The organism is Aureimonas sp. SK2, assembly GCF_029813115.1.
In the GTDB taxonomy this organism is placed as follows: Bacteria; Pseudomonadota; Alphaproteobacteria; order Rhizobiales; family Rhizobiaceae; genus Aureimonas.
In genome coordinates this window covers 72455-91903 of record NZ_JAPZDS010000003.1, presented here as the reverse complement: position 1 = coordinate 91903, position 19449 = coordinate 72455, and the positions used below count along the sequence as shown (strand labels likewise).

At 68.4% G+C, this 19449-nt stretch carries 17 protein-coding genes; 4 read left to right on the top strand and 13 right to left on the bottom strand.

All coding sequences use genetic code 11. The annotated features are described in order from the left end of the window. Positions 1 to 727: 727 nt before the first annotated feature. A complete protein-coding gene (gene dnaE, locus O5O54_RS05170; protein ID WP_279479582.1) occupies positions 728 to 4327 on the top strand; it encodes a DNA polymerase III subunit alpha in 3600 nt (1199 codons plus the stop codon). Positions 4328 to 4357: 30 nt separating this feature from the next. On the opposite strand, the gene O5O54_RS05165 is transcribed toward dnaE, so the two are convergent. Both O5O54_RS05165 and O5O54_RS22340 read right to left on the bottom strand, forming a co-directional pair. Then, positions 4358 to 5038 carry a hypothetical protein gene (locus O5O54_RS05165; protein WP_279479580.1) on the bottom strand — a complete coding sequence of 227 codons (681 nt, stop codon included), beginning with the start codon at positions 5036 to 5038 and terminating at the stop codon, positions 4358 to 4360. Next, positions 5035 to 5478, bottom strand: coding sequence for a DUF3572 domain-containing protein (locus O5O54_RS22340; RefSeq protein ID WP_347814869.1), 444 nt, complete (start codon positions 5476 to 5478; stop codon positions 5035 to 5037). The genes O5O54_RS05165 and O5O54_RS22340 overlap by 4 nt, the downstream gene beginning before the upstream one ends. On the opposite strand from O5O54_RS22340, the gene O5O54_RS05155 reads away from it, so the two are divergent. Further along, positions 5462 to 5833: a response regulator gene (locus tag O5O54_RS05155; RefSeq protein WP_279479578.1), complete on the top strand. Its 372-nt coding sequence runs from the start codon at positions 5462 to 5464 to the stop codon at positions 5831 to 5833. The two genes, O5O54_RS22340 and O5O54_RS05155, sit on opposite strands and share 17 nt — an antisense overlap. Positions 5834 to 6237: 404 nt before the next feature. On the opposite strand, the gene rpmG is transcribed toward O5O54_RS05155, so the two are convergent. The 10 genes from rpmG to O5O54_RS05105 form a co-directional block, all read right to left on the bottom strand. Next, on the bottom strand, positions 6238 to 6405 hold the full coding sequence (gene rpmG / locus O5O54_RS05150; RefSeq protein WP_119538359.1) for a 50S ribosomal protein L33: 168 nt from the start codon (positions 6403 to 6405) through the stop codon (positions 6238 to 6240). A 193-nt stretch (positions 6406 to 6598) separates the two neighbouring features. After that, the gene (locus O5O54_RS05145; protein WP_279479575.1) at positions 6599 to 7783 is read right to left on the bottom strand and encodes an MFS transporter; all 1185 of its coding nucleotides are present in this window, start codon (positions 7781 to 7783) and stop codon (positions 6599 to 6601) included. Continuing rightward, positions 7780 to 8478 (bottom strand): NUDIX hydrolase, encoded by a 699-nt coding sequence (locus tag O5O54_RS05140; protein WP_279479573.1) that lies wholly within the window; start codon positions 8476 to 8478, stop codon positions 7780 to 7782. Before O5O54_RS05140 ends, O5O54_RS05145 begins: the two co-directional genes overlap by 4 nt. Next, positions 8475 to 8885: a DUF983 domain-containing protein gene (locus O5O54_RS05135; RefSeq protein ID WP_279479570.1), complete on the bottom strand. Its 411-nt coding sequence runs from the start codon at positions 8883 to 8885 to the stop codon at positions 8475 to 8477. Before O5O54_RS05135 ends, O5O54_RS05140 begins: the two co-directional genes overlap by 4 nt. Then, entirely contained in the window at positions 8882 to 11158 is a 2277-nt protein-coding gene (gene rnr, locus O5O54_RS05130; RefSeq protein WP_279479569.1) for a ribonuclease R, read from the bottom strand. Before rnr ends, O5O54_RS05135 begins: the two co-directional genes overlap by 4 nt. Before the next feature lie 5 nt (positions 11159 to 11163). After that, on the bottom strand, positions 11164 to 13884 hold the full coding sequence (gene topA, locus O5O54_RS05125) for a type I DNA topoisomerase (protein WP_279479567.1): 2721 nt from the start codon (positions 13882 to 13884) through the stop codon (positions 11164 to 11166). A 112-nt stretch (positions 13885 to 13996) separates the two neighbouring features. Further along, a complete protein-coding gene (dprA, locus tag O5O54_RS05120; RefSeq protein WP_279479565.1) occupies positions 13997 to 15127 on the bottom strand; it encodes a DNA-processing protein DprA in 1131 nt (376 codons plus the stop codon). Further along, positions 15127 to 15735 (bottom strand): glycerol-3-phosphate 1-O-acyltransferase PlsY, encoded by a 609-nt coding sequence (plsY, locus tag O5O54_RS05115; protein WP_279479563.1) that lies wholly within the window; start codon positions 15733 to 15735, stop codon positions 15127 to 15129. Before plsY ends, dprA begins: the two co-directional genes overlap by 1 nt. A 4-nt stretch (positions 15736 to 15739) precedes the next feature. Next, the gene (locus O5O54_RS05110; protein ID WP_279479562.1) at positions 15740 to 17056 is read right to left on the bottom strand and encodes a dihydroorotase; all 1317 of its coding nucleotides are present in this window, start codon (positions 17054 to 17056) and stop codon (positions 15740 to 15742) included. Further along, complete coding sequence (locus tag O5O54_RS05105; RefSeq protein WP_279479561.1) at positions 17053 to 18006, bottom strand: aspartate carbamoyltransferase catalytic subunit; 954 nt, start codon at positions 18004 to 18006, stop codon at positions 17053 to 17055. Before O5O54_RS05105 ends, O5O54_RS05110 begins: the two co-directional genes overlap by 4 nt. 156 nt (positions 18007 to 18162) lie before the next feature. Between O5O54_RS05105 and O5O54_RS05100 the strand changes: the two genes are divergently transcribed. Together O5O54_RS05100 and O5O54_RS05095 are read left to right on the top strand one after the other, a co-directional pair. Continuing rightward, a complete protein-coding gene (locus O5O54_RS05100) occupies positions 18163 to 18669 on the top strand; it encodes a hypothetical protein (protein WP_279479560.1) in 507 nt (168 codons plus the stop codon). After that, positions 18669 to 18986: a DUF6105 family protein gene (locus O5O54_RS05095; protein ID WP_279479559.1), complete on the top strand. Its 318-nt coding sequence runs from the start codon at positions 18669 to 18671 to the stop codon at positions 18984 to 18986. The genes O5O54_RS05100 and O5O54_RS05095 overlap by 1 nt, the downstream gene beginning before the upstream one ends. Here the strand turns inward: O5O54_RS05095 and ruvX are convergent. Beyond that, on the bottom strand, positions 18938 to 19417 hold the full coding sequence (ruvX, locus tag O5O54_RS05090; protein ID WP_279479558.1) for a Holliday junction resolvase RuvX: 480 nt from the start codon (positions 19415 to 19417) through the stop codon (positions 18938 to 18940). The genes O5O54_RS05095 and ruvX overlap by 49 nt on opposite strands. Between the last annotated feature and the right edge of the window lie 32 nt (positions 19418 to 19449).

Here is a 19449-nt window from a genome sequence, read left to right as displayed (position 1 = left end):
GTTCTATCCCCGCCCTCCCGCGCCTCGCCTAACCTCTTCCCATCGCCCCCCATCGAATGGGCGCGAATGATCACCGGATCGTTCGGAGGGGTGGCGAGCGGTGTCCGCGATGCGTCTCCTGCCGGAGGAGGCGTGGCCCGGACGGTTCCTATCGGCACATGGGGGTTGGCTGCCCAAAACGAGGCGGCTCTTCGACAACTCGGCGTTGGAGACAGCCCAAGGCAAGCGGGGTGACAGACCGCCGCCAGATCGGGCCGAGACGCCCTGCGTAATCCCCGAACAAAAGGCCAGGGCCGGCTTCGCATCCCGGTCCGGAACCGCAACCACCGCGCGGGTCGCCGGAGGCGGACCACTTCTATCGCATACCCACGGAGGTTCGCCTCCGGCGGCCCGTCGCCCGTTCCGAGGAACGGCGGCACAAGACGGAACCACGCCATCACCCCGGCCGCGATCAGCGGTGCGGGCGCTTTCGCGCGTCCGTTCCAGTTTTCAGAAAACTTTCACCATATGCGCCGTCCCCCCTTGATCTCCCGACCCCGATGGAACAAAAAAGGAACATAGGAACGAAAGGGGAACGACATGCTGATCCTGAAGGAACTCGCTTCGCTGACCGCTCTCTCGCTCTTCTTCGGAAGCTTCGCGCTGGTGATCCACATTCTCTGATCTTATCTGGGGATGGGTCCTCGGGGGCGGGTCCATCCCGAATTCCGAGGCTGGACTCCGCCCTATGGATTGGAACACTGACGAATCTTCTGACGCCGAGAGGGCACCCGAGTCGTTCTACGACGACATCGGCTACCTCCGGCCGGTCGGCGAGTTGTCCGAGGACGACGCGCCGACGATCGAGGAGATCGCCGTGTCCGACCAGCTCGAACCGATCGCGCCGCCGCGTTTCGTCCACCTTCGGGTTCACAGCGCCTTCTCCCTCCTCGAAGGTGCGTTGCGGATCGACCAGATCGTCAAGTTCGCCAAGGGCGACGGCGCGCCGGCCATCGGCATCGCCGACACCAACAATCTCTTCGGCGCGCTGGAGTTCTCGGAGAAGGCGGCCAAATCCGGCATCCAGCCGATCATCGGCTGCCAGCTCGAAGTCGATTTCGCCGATGCCGAGGTCAACCCGCGCGACCGCTCGGGCTTCGGTCCCTCGGCCCCGATCGCCTTCATCGCGGCGACGGAGCGCGGCTACGAGAATCTCGTCGAGATCGTCTCGCTTTCTTATCTCGCGCACGACGGCAACGTGCGCCCGCATGTGCCGGTGGCCTGGCTGGAAGGGCGCACCGAAGGGCTGATCGTCCTGTCCGGCGGCCCGCTCGGGCCGATCGGGGCGGCCATCGCGGCGGGCCAGGGCGGTCTCGCCCGCGCCCGGCTGGAGAAGCTCGCCGCGCTCTACGGCGACCGGCTCTATGTCGAGCTGCAGCGCCACGGCGGACGCGAACGGCGCACGGAGCACGAGACGGTCTCGCTCGCCTACGAGCTCGGCCTGCCGCTCGTCGCCACCAACGAGCCCTTCTTCTTCTGCGACGAGGATTTCGACGCCCACGACGCCCTGATCGCCGTCGCCTCCAACCGCCTCGTTAGTCACGAGGACCGGCGTCGCCTGACGCCCGATCATTGCCTGAAGAGCCAGGACAAGATGGTCGAGCTTTTCGCCGACCTGCCGGAGGCGCTGGAGAACACGGTCGAGATCGCGCGGCGCTGCGCCTATCGCGTGCGCACCCGAAAGCCGATCCTGCCGCGCTTCGCCGGTGCGGATGCCGACGCCGCTGAGGCGGAGCTGGCCGAGGCCGCCGAGCTTCGCCGCCAGGCGGAGGAGGGGCTGGAGGCGCGCCTCGCCGCCCACGGTCCGGCACCCGGCCAGACCGTCGAGATCTATCGCGAGCGTCTGGAGTTCGAGCTCTCCGTCATCGAGCGGATGAAGTTCCCCGGCTACTTCCTGATCGTGTCGGACTTCATCAAGTGGGCGAAAGCCAACGGCATCCCCGTCGGCCCGGGTCGCGGCTCGGGCGCGGGTTCGCTGGTGGCCTACTCGCTCACCATCACCGACCTCGACCCCTTGCGCTTCGCGCTCCTCTTCGAGCGCTTCCTCAATCCCGACCGCGTGTCGATGCCCGACTTCGACATCGACTTCTGCCAGGACCGGCGCGAGGAGGTGATCCGCTACGTCCAGGAGAAGTACGGCCGCCAGCAGGTCGCCCAGATCATCACCTTCGGCTCGATGCAGGCCCGCGCCGTGCTGCGCGACGTCGGCCGCGTGCTCGAGATGAGCTACGGCCATGTCGACAAGCTCTGCAAGCTCGTGCCGCAGAACCCGGCGAACCCGGTGACGCTCGCCCAGGCTCTGGAGGACGAGCCGCGCCTCCAGGAAGCGCGCAAGGCCGAGGAGGTGGTCGATCGCCTCCTCGCCATCTCGCTGAAGCTCGAAGGCCTCTACCGCCACGCCTCGACCCATGCCGCCGGCATCGTGATCGGCGACCGGCCGCTGTCGAAGCTGGTGCCGATGTATCGCGATCCGCGCTCCGACATGCCGGTCACCCAGTTCAACATGAAATGGGTGGAGCAGGCGGGCCTCGTGAAGTTCGACTTCCTCGGCCTCAAGACGCTGACGACGCTGAAGACCGCGGTCGATCTGATCGCCCGCCGCGGCATCGACATCGACCTCGGCGCGCTGCCGCTCGACGACGTTGCGACCTACCAGCTCCTGACGCGCGGCGAGACGGTCGGCGTCTTCCAGGTGGAATCGGTCGGCATGCGCAAGGCGCTGATCGGCATGCGGCCCGACTGCTTCGAGGACATCATCGCCCTCGTCGCGCTCTATCGCCCCGGCCCGATGGAGAACATCCCCGTCTACAACGCGCGCAAGCACGGCGAGGAAGAGGTCGAGATCATCCACGAGAAGATCGAGCCCATCCTGCGCGAGACGCAAGGCGTCATCGTCTACCAGGAACAGGTGATGCAGATCGCCCAGGTCCTGTCGGGCTATACGCTCGGCGAGGCCGATCTCCTGCGCCGCGCCATGGGCAAGAAGATCCGCGCCGAGATGGACGTCCAGCGCGTGCGCTTCGTCGAGGGCTGCGAGCGGGGCGGCATCAAGAAGGCGCAGGCCAACACGATCTTCGACCTTCTGGCCAAGTTCGCCGACTACGGCTTCAACAAGAGCCACGCGGCCGCCTATGCGCTGGTGTCCTACCAGACCGCCTATCTCAAGGCGAATTATCCCGTGGAGTTCCTGGCGGGCTCCATGACGCTCGACATGGGCAACACCGACAAGCTCAACGACTTCCGCCTCGACGCCAAGCGGCTGGGCATCGAGGTCGTTCCGCCCTCCGTTCAGACCTCGTACAAAGCCTTCGAGGTCCGGGACGGCAAGATCATCTATGCGCTCGCGGCCATCAAGGGCGTCGGCGAACAGGCGGTCGAGCACATCGTGGAGCGCCGGGAAGACGGCGGGGACTTCCAGAGCCTGGAGGACTTCTTCGCGCGCATCGACCCGAAGATCGTCAACAAGCGGACGCTGGAGCATCTGATCTGCGCCGGCGCGCTCGACTGCTTCGGCCACGACCGCGCGCGCCTCTGCGGCAATCTCGAGCGGCTGGCGGGCTATGCGGCGCTGGCGCAGACCGGCCGCACCTCCGGCCAGCACGACATGTTCGGCGGCGCCAACGCCGGGCCTGAGCCGCTGCGCCTCGTCGAGGTGCAGGGCTGGACCTCGGCCGAGCGACTCCTGAAGGAGTTCCAGGCGATCGGCTTCTACCTCTCGGCCCATCCGCTGGACGAGTACAAGGCCGCGCTGAAGCGCCTGAAGGTGCAGTCCTATGCCGAGGTGGTCGCGGGCGTGCGCCGGGGCCAGACGGCGGGGCGCCTCGCCGGCACGGTGACCTCGCGCCAGGAGCGCAAGACCAAGAGCGGCGGCAAGATCGGCATCGTGCAGCTGTCCGATTCCACCGGCCAGTACGAGGTCGTGCTCTTCACCGAGACGCTGATCCACTTCCGCGACATGCTGGAGCCCGGCGCCTCGGTCATCGTCACCGTCTCGGCCGAGGACCGCCCGGAGGGCATCTCGCTGCGGGCCTCCGCCGTCCAGTCGCTGGAGGGCGAGGCGGAAAAGATGCAGAAGGCGCTTCGCGTCACCCTGCGCGACTCGAAGCCCTGGCCGGCGATCATGGCCCATCTGAAGCCCGGCGGCGAAAGCCAGGTCTCGCTGATCCTGCTGCGCAACGACGGCGAGCGGGAGGTCGAGATCGACCTCGAAGGTCGCTTCCGCGTCTCGCCGCAGATCGCCAGCGCCATCAAGGCCGCGCCCGGCGTCGTCAACGTCGAGCTCGCCTGATCCAACGAAGCGGGGCGCGTCTCAGCGCCCCTACTTGTCCTCGACCGTCGCCCCATCGCCTAGGATGTCGGCGAGGATCGCCTCCAGGCCCGTCCAGTCGTCCGCACGCAGCGTGCCAGGCGGCATGGGCGGCAGGTGCGGGCGGAACTCGGCATTGGCCATGAAGTGCACGAGATGGGCGCGCGGCAGGCTGCGGCGGACGCCTTCGAGGTTCGGAGGCAGGTCGTCCACGAAGGCGACGGGACCGTCTTGGCGCTCGGCCAGTTCCGCGACGAGTCCGCCCTTGGAGCGCTCCGTCGCGATCATCGGATAGGGCAAACCGGCCGCGTCGAGGAGACGTCGCCGATGGTCGTAGAACGAAGGCGTCATCGCCGTCAGGAACACGATATCGGCCGTCTCCGACAGCCGCCGCAGGGCCGGCGCGACGCCCTCCACCGGGGCCTGCCGCCGCTCCTGCTCGGCGTAGAGCCGCTCGGTCACGCCGTCGAGCTCGTGCCCCGTCAGCGCGGCGCCGGTGGAGATCGAGCGCACGTTGCCCGTGAGCCGGAAGCTGTCGAAGTGGAGGCGCGCGCCGTACTCGGCCAGCAGCTCGCAGAAGGGGGCGATGAAGTGCAGCACGACCTCGTCGACATCGAGGATCGCGAGGCCAGCGTGCCGCCGCTCGATTTCGGCCGGTGAAGGTCCGCGCGTCACGGGCGCAGACTTCGTCAAGAGAAGGACTCGGCGTAGTCCGTGCCGAGCGCCCGGCGTGCGGCGACCACGGCCTGCGGCTCGACGCCGGCTTCGGTCGCGAAATCGATCAGCGTCGCCTCGTCCGCGATGACGAAATCGAGCACCCCGGCGAGGAAAGCCGGCTCGCCGGCGGCGGCACGCAAGTTCTCCAGTTCCAGTCCCGTCAGGCGGAGGAACCGGTTGAACAGGACCGTGTCGGCCGCCACGAACGACAGGGCATCGATCGCTAAGGAAGACGCATGATCTTCCGACGGAGGATCCATCCCGAAGCCTTTTTTAACCATGATGATGTCTCTCACGCCTGGGTGATGCATTTCCACCTTTGTTAAATCAAATGTCGGGTACTTTTGCGAACCGGTACAGGAGCGGAAGCGACTGGATTCTGCCAGGAAGGTTGCGACAATGACCAAGACCGTCATGATCGTCGAGGACAACGAGCTCAACATGAAGCTCTTCCGCGACCTCATCGAGGCCCATGGCTACCGCACCGTCCAGACCCGCAGCGGCCTGACCGCCATGGACCTCGCGCGCGAAAGCCAGCCGGACCTGATCCTGATGGACATCCAGCTTCCGGAAATCTCTGGCCTCGAGGTCACGCAGATGCTGAAGGCCGACCCGGATCTCAAGCGCATCCCCGTCATCGCCGTGACGGCCTTCGCCATGAAGGGTGACGAGGAGCGCATCCGGCAGGGCGGGTGCGAGGCCTATATCTCGAAGCCGATCTCCGTCACCAAGTTCATCGAGACGATCAAGTCGTTCCTCGGCGAGTCCTGACGAGTCTTCGCGGACCGCTCGACCTTAGCGCGCCGGACTCGGCCGCAAGGTTAACCATTCATGAAAAGATCACGTCGGCATTTTGTCGTTCGGATTGATTCCCGAACGATTCTCGGCAAGTCTAGGGGCGTGGGAAAAAGGGCGCAGGCAAGCTTCTCCCTTCCAGTTTCCCCATGGAATGCTCAGGTCCGCCGCATCTCCTGGGTCCCGTGGGGCGGTCGGCCGGCATCTGGTCTTCAACGGTTTCCTCGTACCGTGACCCGATCGCCGGCCGGCCACTTATCCCGCCGATCTCCCATCGCCTCTATCATGGCCGGACTTGCGCAGCCGGCGTGAGACGATCGCCCAACGCAAAACGCCGCCCCGAAGGGCGGCGCTGCGACATCGTCGAAGCCGGTTTGGGCTTACTTGATCTTGGTCTCGCGGAACTCGACGTGCTTGCGCGCGACCGGGTCGTACTTGGTCTTCACGAGCTTGTCGGTCATGGTGCGGCTGTTCTTCTTGGTCACATAGAAGAAGCCGGTATCCGCCGTGCTCAGCAGCTTGATCTTGATGGTCGTTGCCTTGGCCATGGTCTTCGGTCCGTCCGTCTGTCAATTGTCGCATCCTGCGCCGGGCGGTGCGATGGACAACCGTCGCACGGGGCATGCAGGACTCGGGGTTCGAGAAGATTCGAGTACCGGACCGGGTTCAGGCTCGATGCTCGACGGGGCGGACGAGCCGCCTCGACTATCGCGGCGGACACTACGCATGGCGGCGCTCAAGTCAAGAGGGACGCACGACGGTGCGCGCCCCGATCGTCACGAGATAGGCCAGAAAACACACCGCGAGCGCGTAGGCGAAGCCGCTCGGGCCGAACAGATCCATCGACAGGCCGAGGGATTGCGGACCGACGAGCATGCCGAGCGAGTAGCAGAAGATGAAGGCGGCGTTGGCGGCCGCGAGATCCGCGCCGCTGAGGCGCGAGCCGAGATGGGCGAGTCCGACCGTGTAGAGGCCCGCCACGACGCCGCCCCAGACGAAGAGCACCAGCGCGAGGAGCACCCAGTTCGTCTCCAGGTGCGGCAGGAGCAGCGAGCCGGCGAGCCCGATCGCGGCGAATGCGAGGAGAAGGTGCCGGCGGTCCCGCACCCGGTCGCTGAGGAGGCCCAGCGGGATCTGGAGCGCCACGCTGCCGAGCCCGACGGCGGTGAGCAGGCGCGCCGCCCCGCCTTCGCTGAAGCCGATCGACAGGCCGTAGATGGGAAACAGCGCCAGCCCGCCCGATTCCACCGCTCCGAACACCAGGACCGCGCCCGTCGCCGCCGGGACGACCCAGAGATAGCGGTGAAAGGGCGTCCGATGCTCCGCTTCCAGTTCGGGCTCCGACCGGCCCGCGAAGAGGAGCGGGAACGCCGACAGGAGGATCATGCCGGCCCCGAGGCCGAATGGCAGGAAGCCCCGGCTGCCCACGAGGGAAAACAGGAACGGGCCGATGGCAAAGCCGAGCGCGAGGACGGTGGCGTAGATGCCGAGGATCAGGCCGCGGCGGTGGGGCGGCGAGACCGACCCGATCCAGAACTCCGACAGGATGAACATCAGCGTCACGGAGAAGTGGAAGACGAGGCGCAGCGGGAACCACGTCCAGAACGGCTGGAGGAGATAGAAGCCGACAGCCGAGGCGGCCCCGGCGAGGATCGCCAGGAACATGGTCCCGCGCACGCCGAACCGCCGCGCCAGGGGAATCACGGCCGGCGCCGCCAGCAGGGAGGCGACGCCCGCCACCGCCGTGTTCAGGCCGATCATCGTGTTGGAGATGCCGCGATTCTCGAGGACGACGCTCAGCAGCGGCAGTCCGAGGCCGAGTGCCAGCCCGACCGCGCCGATGGACCCGATGGCGGCGATCAGACCCGGCCAGTCGATACGTTCGCGCCCGGCACCGGCCGAAAGGTCCTGAACGTCTGCCGTCATAGATGCTCGACCGTGTGCGTCAGGCCGCGGCGGCGGAAGAAGGGAATCGGCGCCGAGACGTCTCCATGCGATCCCTCGTCGATACGGGCAAAGGCGGCTTCCAGGATGAGTCGCGTGATGTCGGCGACGCGAAAGGCCTTAAGCTCTTCCGATCCCACCCATATGACGGTCTCGAACTCGTCGGACGGCGGCGCGATCGGGTCGGGCCGCTCCAGCAGACAGTCGGCGGGCGCCAGAAAGAACCGGGCGTCGAAACGGCGCGGCATGCCGGGCGGCGTGACGGCGCGGGCGAGCGGCACGAGAGCGCGTGGGCAGGGCACGGCGCCGGCCCGCGCGAAGGGTGCGAAGGCATCCGGCAGCGGCGGTGAGGCACCGCGCTCGGCGAAGAGCAGCCCGGTCTCCTCCTGCGTCTCGCGAATGGCGGCGAGCGCGAGCGCCGCTGCCCGGCGGCGCGACGCGAGCTTCGGGCTGCCGCGCATGAGCCGCTCCGTCACCGCCGCGTCGAGTGGCAGATGGCGGGCAAGCGCGACGTCCGACGCTTCGAGGCGGCCGCCGGGAAACACGAGATGGCCGGGCATGAAAAGGTGGCCGCTGGCGCGCACCCCCATCAGGAAGCGCGTGCGCCCGCCGCTCCGATCGAACAGGACGAGGGACGCGGCGTCCCGGATGCGAACGCGCGGAGCCGCCCCGCTCAATGATCGGCTTCAGCCGGAGCGCCGCCGAACCCGTGCATCCGGATCGCCCATTGCAGGCCGATCGTCGCGCCCTTAAGCGGCTGGAGGAGAACCAGGGATAGGATCAGGGTGACGGGGATCCAGATTGCGAGATGGGCGGCGAGCGACAGGTCGCCCCAGGTCTCCGCGCCCATGAACAGCGCCACCACGATGTGGCCGACGATGAAGACCGTGAGATAGGGCGGCAGGTCGTCGGCGCGGTGGTGCGAATAGGTCTCGCCGCAGCGCTCGCACTGGTCGACGCTCTTCAGGAAGCCGCGGAACAGTTTGCCTTCGCCGCAATGGGGGCAGCGCATGCGAAAGCCGCGCCACATGGCCGGCAGAACGTCGCGCCGCTCGGGCGCCGTGTGCTGGGAATCGGAGCTCATCGCTTCTTCCTCACCTTGCCCGCCACGTTCTTGGCCCGGAACGGGCGGTCCGGGCGGCGGCTGCGGGTACGCGTCTTGTGGAACGAGCCCGTCGTGCCCGGAAGCTCGCGCGCCTCGGTCAGCATCTCGAAGCGCATGGCGCCGGAAAGCGGCGCCGCTTCTACGAGCCGGACCTCCACCGTGTCGCCCAGCCGGTAGCCGAGGCGCGTGCGCTCGCCGACCAGCGTATGGGCGGCCTCGTCATAGTGGAAGTAGTCGCGGCCGAGGGTGGAAATGGGAACGAACCCGTCCGCCCCATAGGCCGGAAGCTGAACGAAGAGTCCGGCGCGGGTGACGCCCGTGATGCGGCCGACGAACTCCTCCTCGATCCGCCCGGCCAGATGCTGGGCGATCAGCCGGTCCACCGTGTCGCGCTCGGCCGCCATGGCGCGGCGCTCGGCCTGGCTGATCTCCTCGGCGGTCCGGTCGAGCTCGACCTCCTCCTCGCGCGTGATGCCGCCAGGCCCGAGTTCCAGCGCCTTGACCAGCGCGCGGTGAACCACGAGGTCGGCGTAGCGCCGGATCGGCGAGGTGAAGTGCGCATAGCGCATGAGGTTCAGGCCGAAATGGCCGATATTTTCCGGCGAGTAGTTCGCCTGGCTCTGCGAGCGGAGCACGACTTCGTTGACGAGGCTCTCGTGCTCGGTGCCGCGCACCGCCTTGAGGATGCCGTTGAAATGGACCGGCCTGAGGTTGCCGCTCTTCGCCAGAGGCAGTTCCAGCGTGCGCAGGAAATCGCGCAGCGACTCCATCTTGGCCATGGAGGGCGCATCGTGCGCCCGATAGATCAGGGATTGCTTTTGCCGCTCGAGCGTCTCGGCCGCCGCGACATTGGCCTGGATCATCATCTCCTCAATGAGGCGATGGGCGTCGAGCCGGTCGGGCACGATCACGCGGTCGACCTTGCCCTCGCCGCTGAGGAGGATCTTGCGCTCCGGCAGGTCGAGGTCGAGCGGCTGGCGCTCGCTGCGCGCCGTCACCAGCGTGCGATAGGCCGCCCAGAGCGGGCGCAGGACGGTGTCGAGGATCTCCGGCGCGACGCCGTTCTCGCGCCCGTCGATCGCGGCCTGCGCCTCCTCGTAGGCGAGCTTGGCGTGGCTGCGCATCATGATGCGGAAGAACGTGTGCTTGCGCTTCTCGCCTTGCGCGTCAAAGACCATGCGGACGGCGAGCGCGGGGCGATCGACGCCTTCGCGCAGCGAACACAGGTCGTTGGAAATGCGCTCCGGCAGCATCGGCACGACGCGGTCGGGGAAGTAGACCGAGTTGCCGCGCAGGCGCGCCTCGGCGTCGAGCTTGGTGCCGGGGCGGACGTACCAGGAGACGTCGGCGATCGCCACGATGACGACGAAGCCGCCGGGATTGGCAGGGTCCTCGTCTGGCCGCGCGTGCACGGCGTCGTCGTGGTCCTTGGCGTCGCGCGGGTCGATGGTGACGAGGGGCAGGTCGCGCCAGTCCTCGCGATGCTCCATCGTCGCCGGCCCGGCGCGCTCGGCCTCGGTGAGAACGGCGTCCGGGAAGACATGCGGGATCGAGTGGGCGTGGAGGGCGATGGTGGAGATCGCGCGCTCGGTCGCCATCGAGCCGATCACGTCGGCGATCGAGCCGGTCGGGAGGCCGCGGCGCTGATGCTCGGCCGGTTCGACCTCCACAAGGTCGCCGTCCTCCGCGCCGCGCGTCGCGCCGGGCGGGATCATGTATTCGAGCTGGCGCCGCTCCACGGGCTCGACGCGGCCGCCGCCGCCCGGCGTCTTACGGAACACGCCGATGGCGCGCGCCGTGCGCCGCTCCAGCTTGCGGATGACCTTGGCGTTCGCGCCCTCGTCGTCTTCGGCATAGGTAAGCTGAGCCAAAACCCGGTCGCCGATGCCGACCGCCGGGCCGGACTGCGTGCCCGCCAGAGCGAAGCGGGGGCGGGGGCCGCGCTCCTCCTCGTCCCAGCCGACGGGGTCGGCGAGGAGGCCCCCGTCCGCGTCGCGCGCGCGGATCTCGAGGACGCCGACGGTCGGCAGCTCTCCAAGCCGGCGATAGCTCCTGCGCCCGCCTTCCAAGACACCCTCGGACTGCAGGTCGGCGAGGATGTCCTTGAGGACGTAGCGCTCGTCGCCCTTCACGCCGAAGGCCTTGGCAAGGTCGCGTTTGGTGGCGCGGCCGGGATTCTCGGCGAGGAAGCGAAGCACCGCCTCCCGGCTCAGCGAGCGCGTTTCTCCACCGGGTTTCGCTCGCCTTGCCATGTCGTTCAGTCCGCCTTCGCCTTGGCCTTGGCGGCCGGCTTCTTGGTTGCGGCGGGCTTCTTGGCCTCGCCCGTCTTGGCTGTCGCCGTTCGCCGAGCGGCGGGCTTCTTGGCCGCCGTCTCGTCGCCTTCGGCCTTGGCGGCCTTGGCCGTCTTCTTGGCCGGCGCCTTCTTAACCTTGGTTCCGGTCTTCTCGGCGCGCTCGTTGAGGATCTGGATCGCCTCTTCCAGCGTCACGCTGGCCGGGTCCTTGCCGCGCGGCAGCGTGGCGTTGACCTTGCCGGCGTTGACGTAAGGCCCGAAACGCCCTTCGCGCACGGTGATCGGCCCGCCGATCGTCGGATGCTCGCCGAGCGTCGCCAGCGCCGCCGGCGTCGAGCGGCCGCGGCCGCCGCGCTCCTTCTTCTCGGCGATCACCGTGACCGCGCGGTTGAGGCCGACCGTCAGCACGTCCTCGATCGATTCGAGATTGGCATAGGCGCCGTCGTGCTGGAGGAACGGCCCGTAGCGGCCGAGGCCGGCCAGGATCGGCTTGCCGGTCTCGGGATGGAGCCCGACCTCGCGCGGCAGCGACAGGAGCTGTCGCGCCTTCTCGAAGTCGATATCGGCCACCTGCCAGCCCTTCGGCAGGGACGAGCGCTTGGCCTCCTTGCCCTCGCCACGCTGAACGTAAGGTCCGAAGCGTCCGGAGCGCAGGGTCACGGGCTCGCCCGTCTCCGGGTCGGTGCCGAGTTCCTTGGGCTCGTTCAGCCCGCCGTCGCCCTCGACGCCCTCCGCCTGGAGGTTGGAGCCGAGCTGCCGCGTGAAGCCGCATTCGGGGTAGTTCGAGCAGCCGACGAAGGCGCCGAACTTGCCGAGCTTGAGGCTGAGCCGTCCGTCGCCGCAGCGCGGGCAGGCGCGCGGGTCCGTCCCGTCGCCCTTGTCGGGGAAGACGAGCGGGGCGAGCTCTTCGTTCAGGGCGTCCAGCACGTCGGAGACGCGCAGTTCCTTGGTCCCGTCCACCTGGGCCGAGAAGTCGCGCCAGAACTCGCGCAGCACGTCCTTCCAGGAGAGCTCGCCCGCCGAGATGCCGTCGAGCTTGCCCTCGAGATCGGCCGTGAAGTCATACTCGACGTAGCGCTCGAAGAAGTTGTGCAGGAAGGCCGTCACCAGCCGACCCTTGGAATCGGGGAAGAGCTTGCGCTTGTCCTGAACGATGTATTCGCGGTCCTGCAGCGTCTGAAGCGTCGCGGCATAGGTCGAGGGACGCCCGATGCCGAGTTCCTCCATCCGCTTGATGAGGGAAGCCTCGGAGTAGCGCGGCGGGGGCTCGGTGAAGTGCTGGGTCGGGTCGACCGACAGCCGCTTCAGCGGGTCGCCCGACGCGATCTCGGGCAGGCGGGCGCTCTCGTCCTCCTCCTCCGGCGCTTCGGTCGGGGCCTTGGAATCGTCGCGGTGGTCCTGATACGCGCCGATGAAGCCGTCGAAGCGGATCACAGAGCCGGTGGCGCGCAGCATCGCCTTGCGTCCCGCTCCGGTCGCCTCGATCTCGGCCGTCGTGCGCTCGATCTCGGCCGAGGCCATCTGGCTGGCGATCGCGCGCTTCCAGATCAGGTCGTAGAGGCGCGCCTGGTCGCGATCCAGGAACTTCTCCATCTCCTTCGGATGGCGGTCGAAGCTCGTCGGGCGGATGGCCTCGTGGGCCTCCTGCGCGTTCTTGGCCTTGGTCGAATAGAAGCGCGGCTTCTCCGGCACGTAGCGGGCGCCGAAGGTCTTGGTCACCGCCTTGCGAGCGTCGTCGATGGCTTCGGGCGCCATCTGCACGCCGTCGGTTCGCATATAGGTGATGAGGCCGACCGTCTCGCCGCCGATGTCCATGCCCTCGTAGAGACGCTGGGCGATCTGCATGGTGCGCGAGGCGCCGAAGCCGAGCTTGGCGGACGCGGCCTGCTGGAGGCTCGACGTGGTGAACGGCGGCGAGGGGTTGCGCCGCGTCGGCTTCGCCTCGACCGACACCGCCTTGAAGGAGGCGCCGTTCAGCATGTCGCGGATGGCGAAGGCGCGCGCCTCGTTGCCGATCGACAGGCGCTGCAGCTTCTCGCCGTCGAAGGCGGTGAGGCGCGCGGTGAAGTCCTCGCCCCGCGGGGTCGAGAGCCGGGCCGCGATCTGCCAGTACTCATCGGTCTTGAACCGCTCGATCTCGGCCTCGCGGTCGCAGACGAGGCGCAAGGCGACGGACTGGACCCGGCCGGCAGAGCGGGCGCCGGGAAGCTTCCGCCACAGGACCGGCGAGAGCGTAAAGCCGACGAGATAGTCGAGCGCGCGGCGGGCGAGATAGGCGTCCACCAGCGGCACGTCGATTTCGCGCGGGTTCGCCATCGCGTCCAGCACCGCCTTCTTGGTGATGGCGTTGAAGACGACGCGGCTGACCGGCTTGTCCTTAATGACCTTCTTCTGCTGCAGCACCTCCAGCACATGCCAGGAGATGGCCTCGCCCTCGCGATCCGGGTCGGTCGCGAGGATCAGACCGTCGGCGCCCTTCACGGCCTGCGCGATCTCGGTCAGGCGCTTCTGCGAGGGCTTGTCGACCTCCCAGTCCATGGCGAAGTCGTCGTCCGGGCGCACGGAGCCGTCCTTGGGCGGCAGGTCGCGCACATGGCCGAAGGAGGCGAGCACCTTGTAGTTGCTGCCGAGGTATTTGTTGATCGTCTTCGCTTTGGCCGGCGATTCGACGATAACGACTTCCATGAGCGGACGGTCCTGGGGAACGGGGCGGGCGCGAACGGGGACCGCCAAAAACTTTAAGCTTCGCTCACATGGACAGGCCGGACGCGCCGGTCAACCCCGCGTCGCATCTGGCTCAGGGCAAGAGGCTCAGGCGTCCGCCGCTGTGGCGCTGGAGCCGACCGGCGAGATCGAGTTCCAGGAGAACCACTTGCGCGGCGCTCCATTCGACGCCGGAATGGGCGACGAGATCGTCGAGCGAGACGGGCGTCGTGCTCAAGGAGCGGACGAGACGCGCGCAGTCGCTCTCGCCGGGCTCCTCGAATCGTTCCTCCTCTAACGTCTCCTCGAAGAGGCCGGAACCGCGGGCGGCACGCGAATCCAGCGGCGCGAGGGCGGCGATGATGTCGGACGGCTCGGTCACGAGGGTCGCGCCATCCTTGATCAGCGCGTTGCAGCCGGCGGACTTGGCGTCGAGCGGCGAGCCCGGCACGGCGAAGAGCAGGCGACCGAGTTCGCCAGCAAGCCGGGCGCTGATGAGGGTGCCGGAGCGCATCGCCGCTTCCACCACGAGCACGCCCATGGACAGCGCCACGACCACACGGTTGCGGCGGGGGAAATCGACCGCGCGCGGCTCCCAGCCGAAGGGCATCTCCGTGACGAGGCAGCCGCCGCCGTCCACGATCCGGCGCATCAGCGGCCGATTCTCCGGCGGGTAGGGACGGTCGAGCCCGCCGGCGAAGACGCCGATCGTGCCTGTGGCAACGCTCGCCTCGTGCGCCGCCGTATCGATGCCACGCGCGAGGCCCGAGACGACCGCATGGCCTTCCGAGCCCAGACCTTCGGCGAAAAGTCGCGCCAGCTTCGCGCCGGCGGCGGTCGCCGAGCGGGCGCCGACGATCGCGACGGCCGGTCGGCGAAACAGCGCGGCCTCGCCCATGACGGCGAGCACCGGCGGCGCCGCCTCGGTGCGCAGGAGCATCGGGGGATAGTCGGCCTCGCCCCGGACGACGAAGCGCGCGCCCATGCGGCGGGCGGTCGCGAGTTCGGCCTCGACGGCATTAGGCGTGGCGATGTCCACCCGCCGCCGCGCGCCGCCCCGGGCGGCGAGTTCGGGCAGGGCCTCCAGCGCCGCCGCGGCGGAGCCGAAGCGGGCGACGAGCTTGGCGTAGGTGACGGGGCCGACATTCTCGCTGCGGATCAGCCGAAGGGCCGCAAGGCGCTCCGGCTCGGGCATGACCGGCGAAGATGTCGCCGGCTCGGCCATCAGCCTTTCGATCCGATCCGGCTTTCCGTCCCGGCCAGCAGCCGGCGGATATTGGGAGCGTGCTTGATATAGACGAGCACCGAAAGAAGCGCGGTCAGCCCCGCCGCCAGCATGTTGCCGAGGAGGAGGTAGGCGACCGGGACGATCAGCGTGGCGAGAAGCGCAGCGAGCGAGGAATATTTCCAGATCTTCGCCGCGCCGAGCCAGACGGCAGCGAACACCAGGACGCCGACTGGCGCGAAGCCGAGCAGGACGCCGAGATAGGTCGCGACGCCCTTGCCGCCCTTGAAGCCGAGCCAGACGGGGAAAAGGTGCCCGAGGAAAGCGCCGAAGCCCGCGACGGCGGCGGCCGGCGCGCCCCAGCGCCAGAAGATGAGGACCGGCACGGTGGCCTTCAGGAGGTCGCCGAGCAGCGTCAGCGCCGCGACCTTCTTGTTGCCGGTGCGAAGGACGTTGGTCGCGCCGATATTGCCCGAACCGATCGAGCGGAGATCACCGAGGCCGAAGAGCCGCGTCAGGATCAGGCCGAAGGCGATCGTGCCGCAGAGATAGCCGACGAGGAGGGCGGCGAGGAGGATCGTCGGTTCGGTGCCCGCGAAGATGCCCATGGTCTCAGGCGGCCCCGTGCTGGAGGGAGAAGACCTCGCGGCCCCCGACGAAGGTCTTCACGACTTCGCCCTGGAAGCGCGCGTTCTCGAAGGCGGTGTTCTTGGAGCGCGAGCGGATGCGGCTCTTGTCGAAGACGTAAGGCGCATCGAGATCGACCAGCGCGAAGTCGGCCGGGCGACCGACCTGCAGCGTGCCTCGGTCGATCTTGAGGAGCTTCGCGGGCGCCACGGTCAAGGCTTCGACGATGCGCGCGAGGCCGACCTGGCCGGAATGGTGGAGCCGCAGCGAAGCGGGCAGGAGGGTTTCGAGTCCGATGGCACCCGCCTCGGCCTCAGCGAAGGGGCGGCGCTTGCCGTCGGCGTCCTGCGGATCGTGCGCCGAGCAGATGACGTCGATCGTGCCGTCGGCGAGCGCCGCGATCATCGCCTGCCGGTCGTCCTCGTGGCGCAGTGGCGGCGACAGGCGGAAGAACGTTCGGTACTCGCCGATGTCGTTCTCGTTCAGCGACAGGTGGTTCACCGACACGCCGGCCGTGGCGTCGACGCCTCGCGCCTTGGCGGCGCGCACGGCATCGGCCGAAAGCTCGGTCGAGATCTGCGCCGCGTGGTAGCGCACGCCCGTCAGCGCGGCGAGGCGAAGGTCGCGCTCCAACGGGATCAGTTCCGCTTCGCGCGGAATGCCGGGCAGGCCAAGCCAAGAGGCGAGAAGCCCCTCGTTCATGACGCCGGAGCCGACGAGGTCGGCGTCCTGGGTCTCGTGCGCGAACAGGGCGTCGAAATCGCGCATGTAGGTCATGATGCGGCGGATGAGGCCGCTGTCGCGAAGCGTGCGGCGGCCGTCGGTGAAGGCGCGGACGCCGGCCTGGGCGAGGAGGCCGATCTCGGTCATCTCCTTGCCCTTGAGGCCCTTGGTGAGCGCCGCCGCCGGAAAGACGTTGACCGACGCCGTCTCGCGCGCGGTGCGCATCACGAACTGGACCAGCGCCTGGTCGTCGATCACCGGGTCGGTGTCGGGCATGGTGAGGATCGAGGTCACGCCGCCGGCGGCCGCCGCGCGGCTGACGGAGCGGATCGTCTCGCGGTGCTCGCTGCCCGGCTCGCCTATATGGACGCGCACGTCCACGAGGCCAGGAATCAGTAGGAGCCCACCGGCATCCACCACCTCGGCGCCGTCCGGGATTCCCTGGTTGGCCGCGGCGGCACCGACGGCCGCGATGGCGCCGTTCTCGACCAGGAGGTCGCCGCGCTCGTCCAGCCCCTGCGATGGGTCGAGGATGCGGGCGTTGCGGACGAGGAGGGGGCGGGCGTCGGAGCCGGTCACGATGCGGTCTCCTCGTTGCCCATCATCCATTCCATCACCGCCATGCGCACGGCGACGCCCATCTCGACCTGTTCCTCGATGACGCTCTGCGGCCCGTCGGCGACTTCCGACGCGATCTCGACGCCCCGGTTCATCGGCCCGGGATGCATCACCAGCGCGTCGGGCTTGGCGCGCGACAGGCGCTGGGCGTCGAGGCCGAAGAGGCGGAAATACTCGCGCACCGAGGGGACGAAGGAGCCCTCCATCCGCTCGCGCTGGAGGCGCAGCATCATGACGACGTCCGCGCCTTCCAGGCCGCGATCCATGTCGTGAAAGACGCGCACGCCCATCTGCTCGATGCCCTTCGGCAGGAGCGTCGAGGGACCGACCACGCGAACGTCGGCGCCCAGCGCATTGAGGAGGAGGATGTTGGAACGCGCGACGCGGCTGTGCAGGACGTCGCCGCAGATCGCCACCGTCAGGCGGGCGACACGACCCTTTCGGCGGTGGATCGTCAGGGCGTCGAGAAGCGCCTGCGTGGGGTGCTCGTGCGCGCCGTCGCCAGCATTCACAACCGAGCAGCCGACCTTCTGCGACAGAAGGGCGACGGCGCCCGCCGCGTGATGGCGCACGACCAGGATGTCGGGGCGCATGGCGTTGAGGGTCATCGCCGTGTCGATCAGGGTCTCGCCCTTCTTCACCGACGAATTGGCGACCGACATGTTCATGACGTCGGCGCCGAGCCGCTTGCCGGCGAGTTCGAACGAGGCCTGCGTTCGCGTCGAGGCCTCGAAGAAGAGGTTGATCTGGGTTCGGCCCTTGAGTGCCGTCTTCTTCTTGTCGCGCCCGAGGCTGACGGCGATCTCGCGCTCGGCGAGCTCCATCAGCGTGTGGATGTCGGGGAGCGACAGGCCCGCGATCCCTAGAAGGTGGCGACGCGGGGCGGCGGAGGGGGGCGAGGACGCTGTCATGGCGAGCACCGCCTATAGGAGAAACCGAGAAGAGCCACAAGCGGAGGGCGGCTGAGGGCTCGGGAATTAACCATGCCGGAGGGTTCGCGTTGCGGGCCGGGAGCGAAGGGAGGATGTTGGCGTTAAGGTTTCGTTAACTGTTCGGAGGAGCGGCCCGTGAAGCGCATACCCACGACCTTCGCCCTCTCGGCCTGGGCCGGCTTCTTGGCCGTGACCGGCGCCAACGAGATCTTCCATCTCAACGGCGACGTCGCGATCGCCGGCGTCGCCCTGGAACTACCTGCCGCCGCGGGTGCTGTAAGCTGGGGCGTCGCGCTCCTCTGCGTCGGCACGGCGGCGCTCCTCGCGGTCGGCCTGATCCGGCTGCACGGCGCGAGCGATGCCGACGTCCGGCAAGGCGAGATGATGGGCTTTGCCGGGATCGGCATCTGCTCGGCCATGGTGTTCGCGGCCGCCTTCTTCGGCGTGCCCTTCGCCGCCGTCTTCGACCGGATCGACCTAGCCGTCTGGGCGATCGGCCTGAGCCTCTTCGCCCTGGCCTTCGACGCCTGCATCTTCGCCCCGGACGACGAGGACGACGAACTCGCCTTCCGTCGGACGGTCGCGGCGATCAACGCCTCGATTCCTCGCAAGAGCGACGAGCGCGGCCAGGGCGAAAGCTGATGCGCTGGCTCCTGTCGTTCTGGTTCGTGCCGATCGCCTTCCTGGTCCTGTGGCTGACGCTCGGGGCCAACGACTGGAGCTTCGGCATCCACTTCTTCTCGCGCGACATGTACGACACGGTCTTCGGCGTCTACGCCGGGGTGCTCGGCGTCCCTGCCGAATCCCTGCCGCCGCTCGTGGTCCGCGCGCTGTTCCTCGACAGCCTGATCGTCCTGGCGCTCCACGCGTTCCGCCGCCGCAAGACGATCGCAAGCTTTCTGCGGGAGCGCTACTCGCGCGGCTCGGCCAGTCTCGAGAGCCTGTCCAAGGCGCCTTGAAGGATGAAGGACGCGGCGGCCGAATCGATGCGTTCGGCGCGCTGGCGGCGGGAGACGTCCATCTCCAGGAGCCCCCGCTCGGCCGCCACCGTGGAGAGACGTTCGTCCCAGAATACGACGGGGCGGGGATCGACGCGCTCGTAGTTCCGGACGAAGGCGCGTGTGGACTGGACGCGCGGCCCTTCCGACCCGTCCATGTTGAGCGGCAGGCCCATGACGAGGATACGCGCGTCGATCGCGTCGAGAAACGCTTTCAACGCAAGGGCATCAGCCTGGAACTTCACGCGTCGGATGACCGGCCGCGGCGTCGCGAAGCGCCAGCCGAGGTCGGACGCGGCGAGGCCGATCGTCTTGGTGCCGAGGTCGAGCCCCACCGCCGTTCCGCCGGCGGCGCGCAGGGGCAGGATATCCGCGAGATCGGAGATCGGCATGTCGCATCCTTGATGTGAGGGCGGTTGCGCTA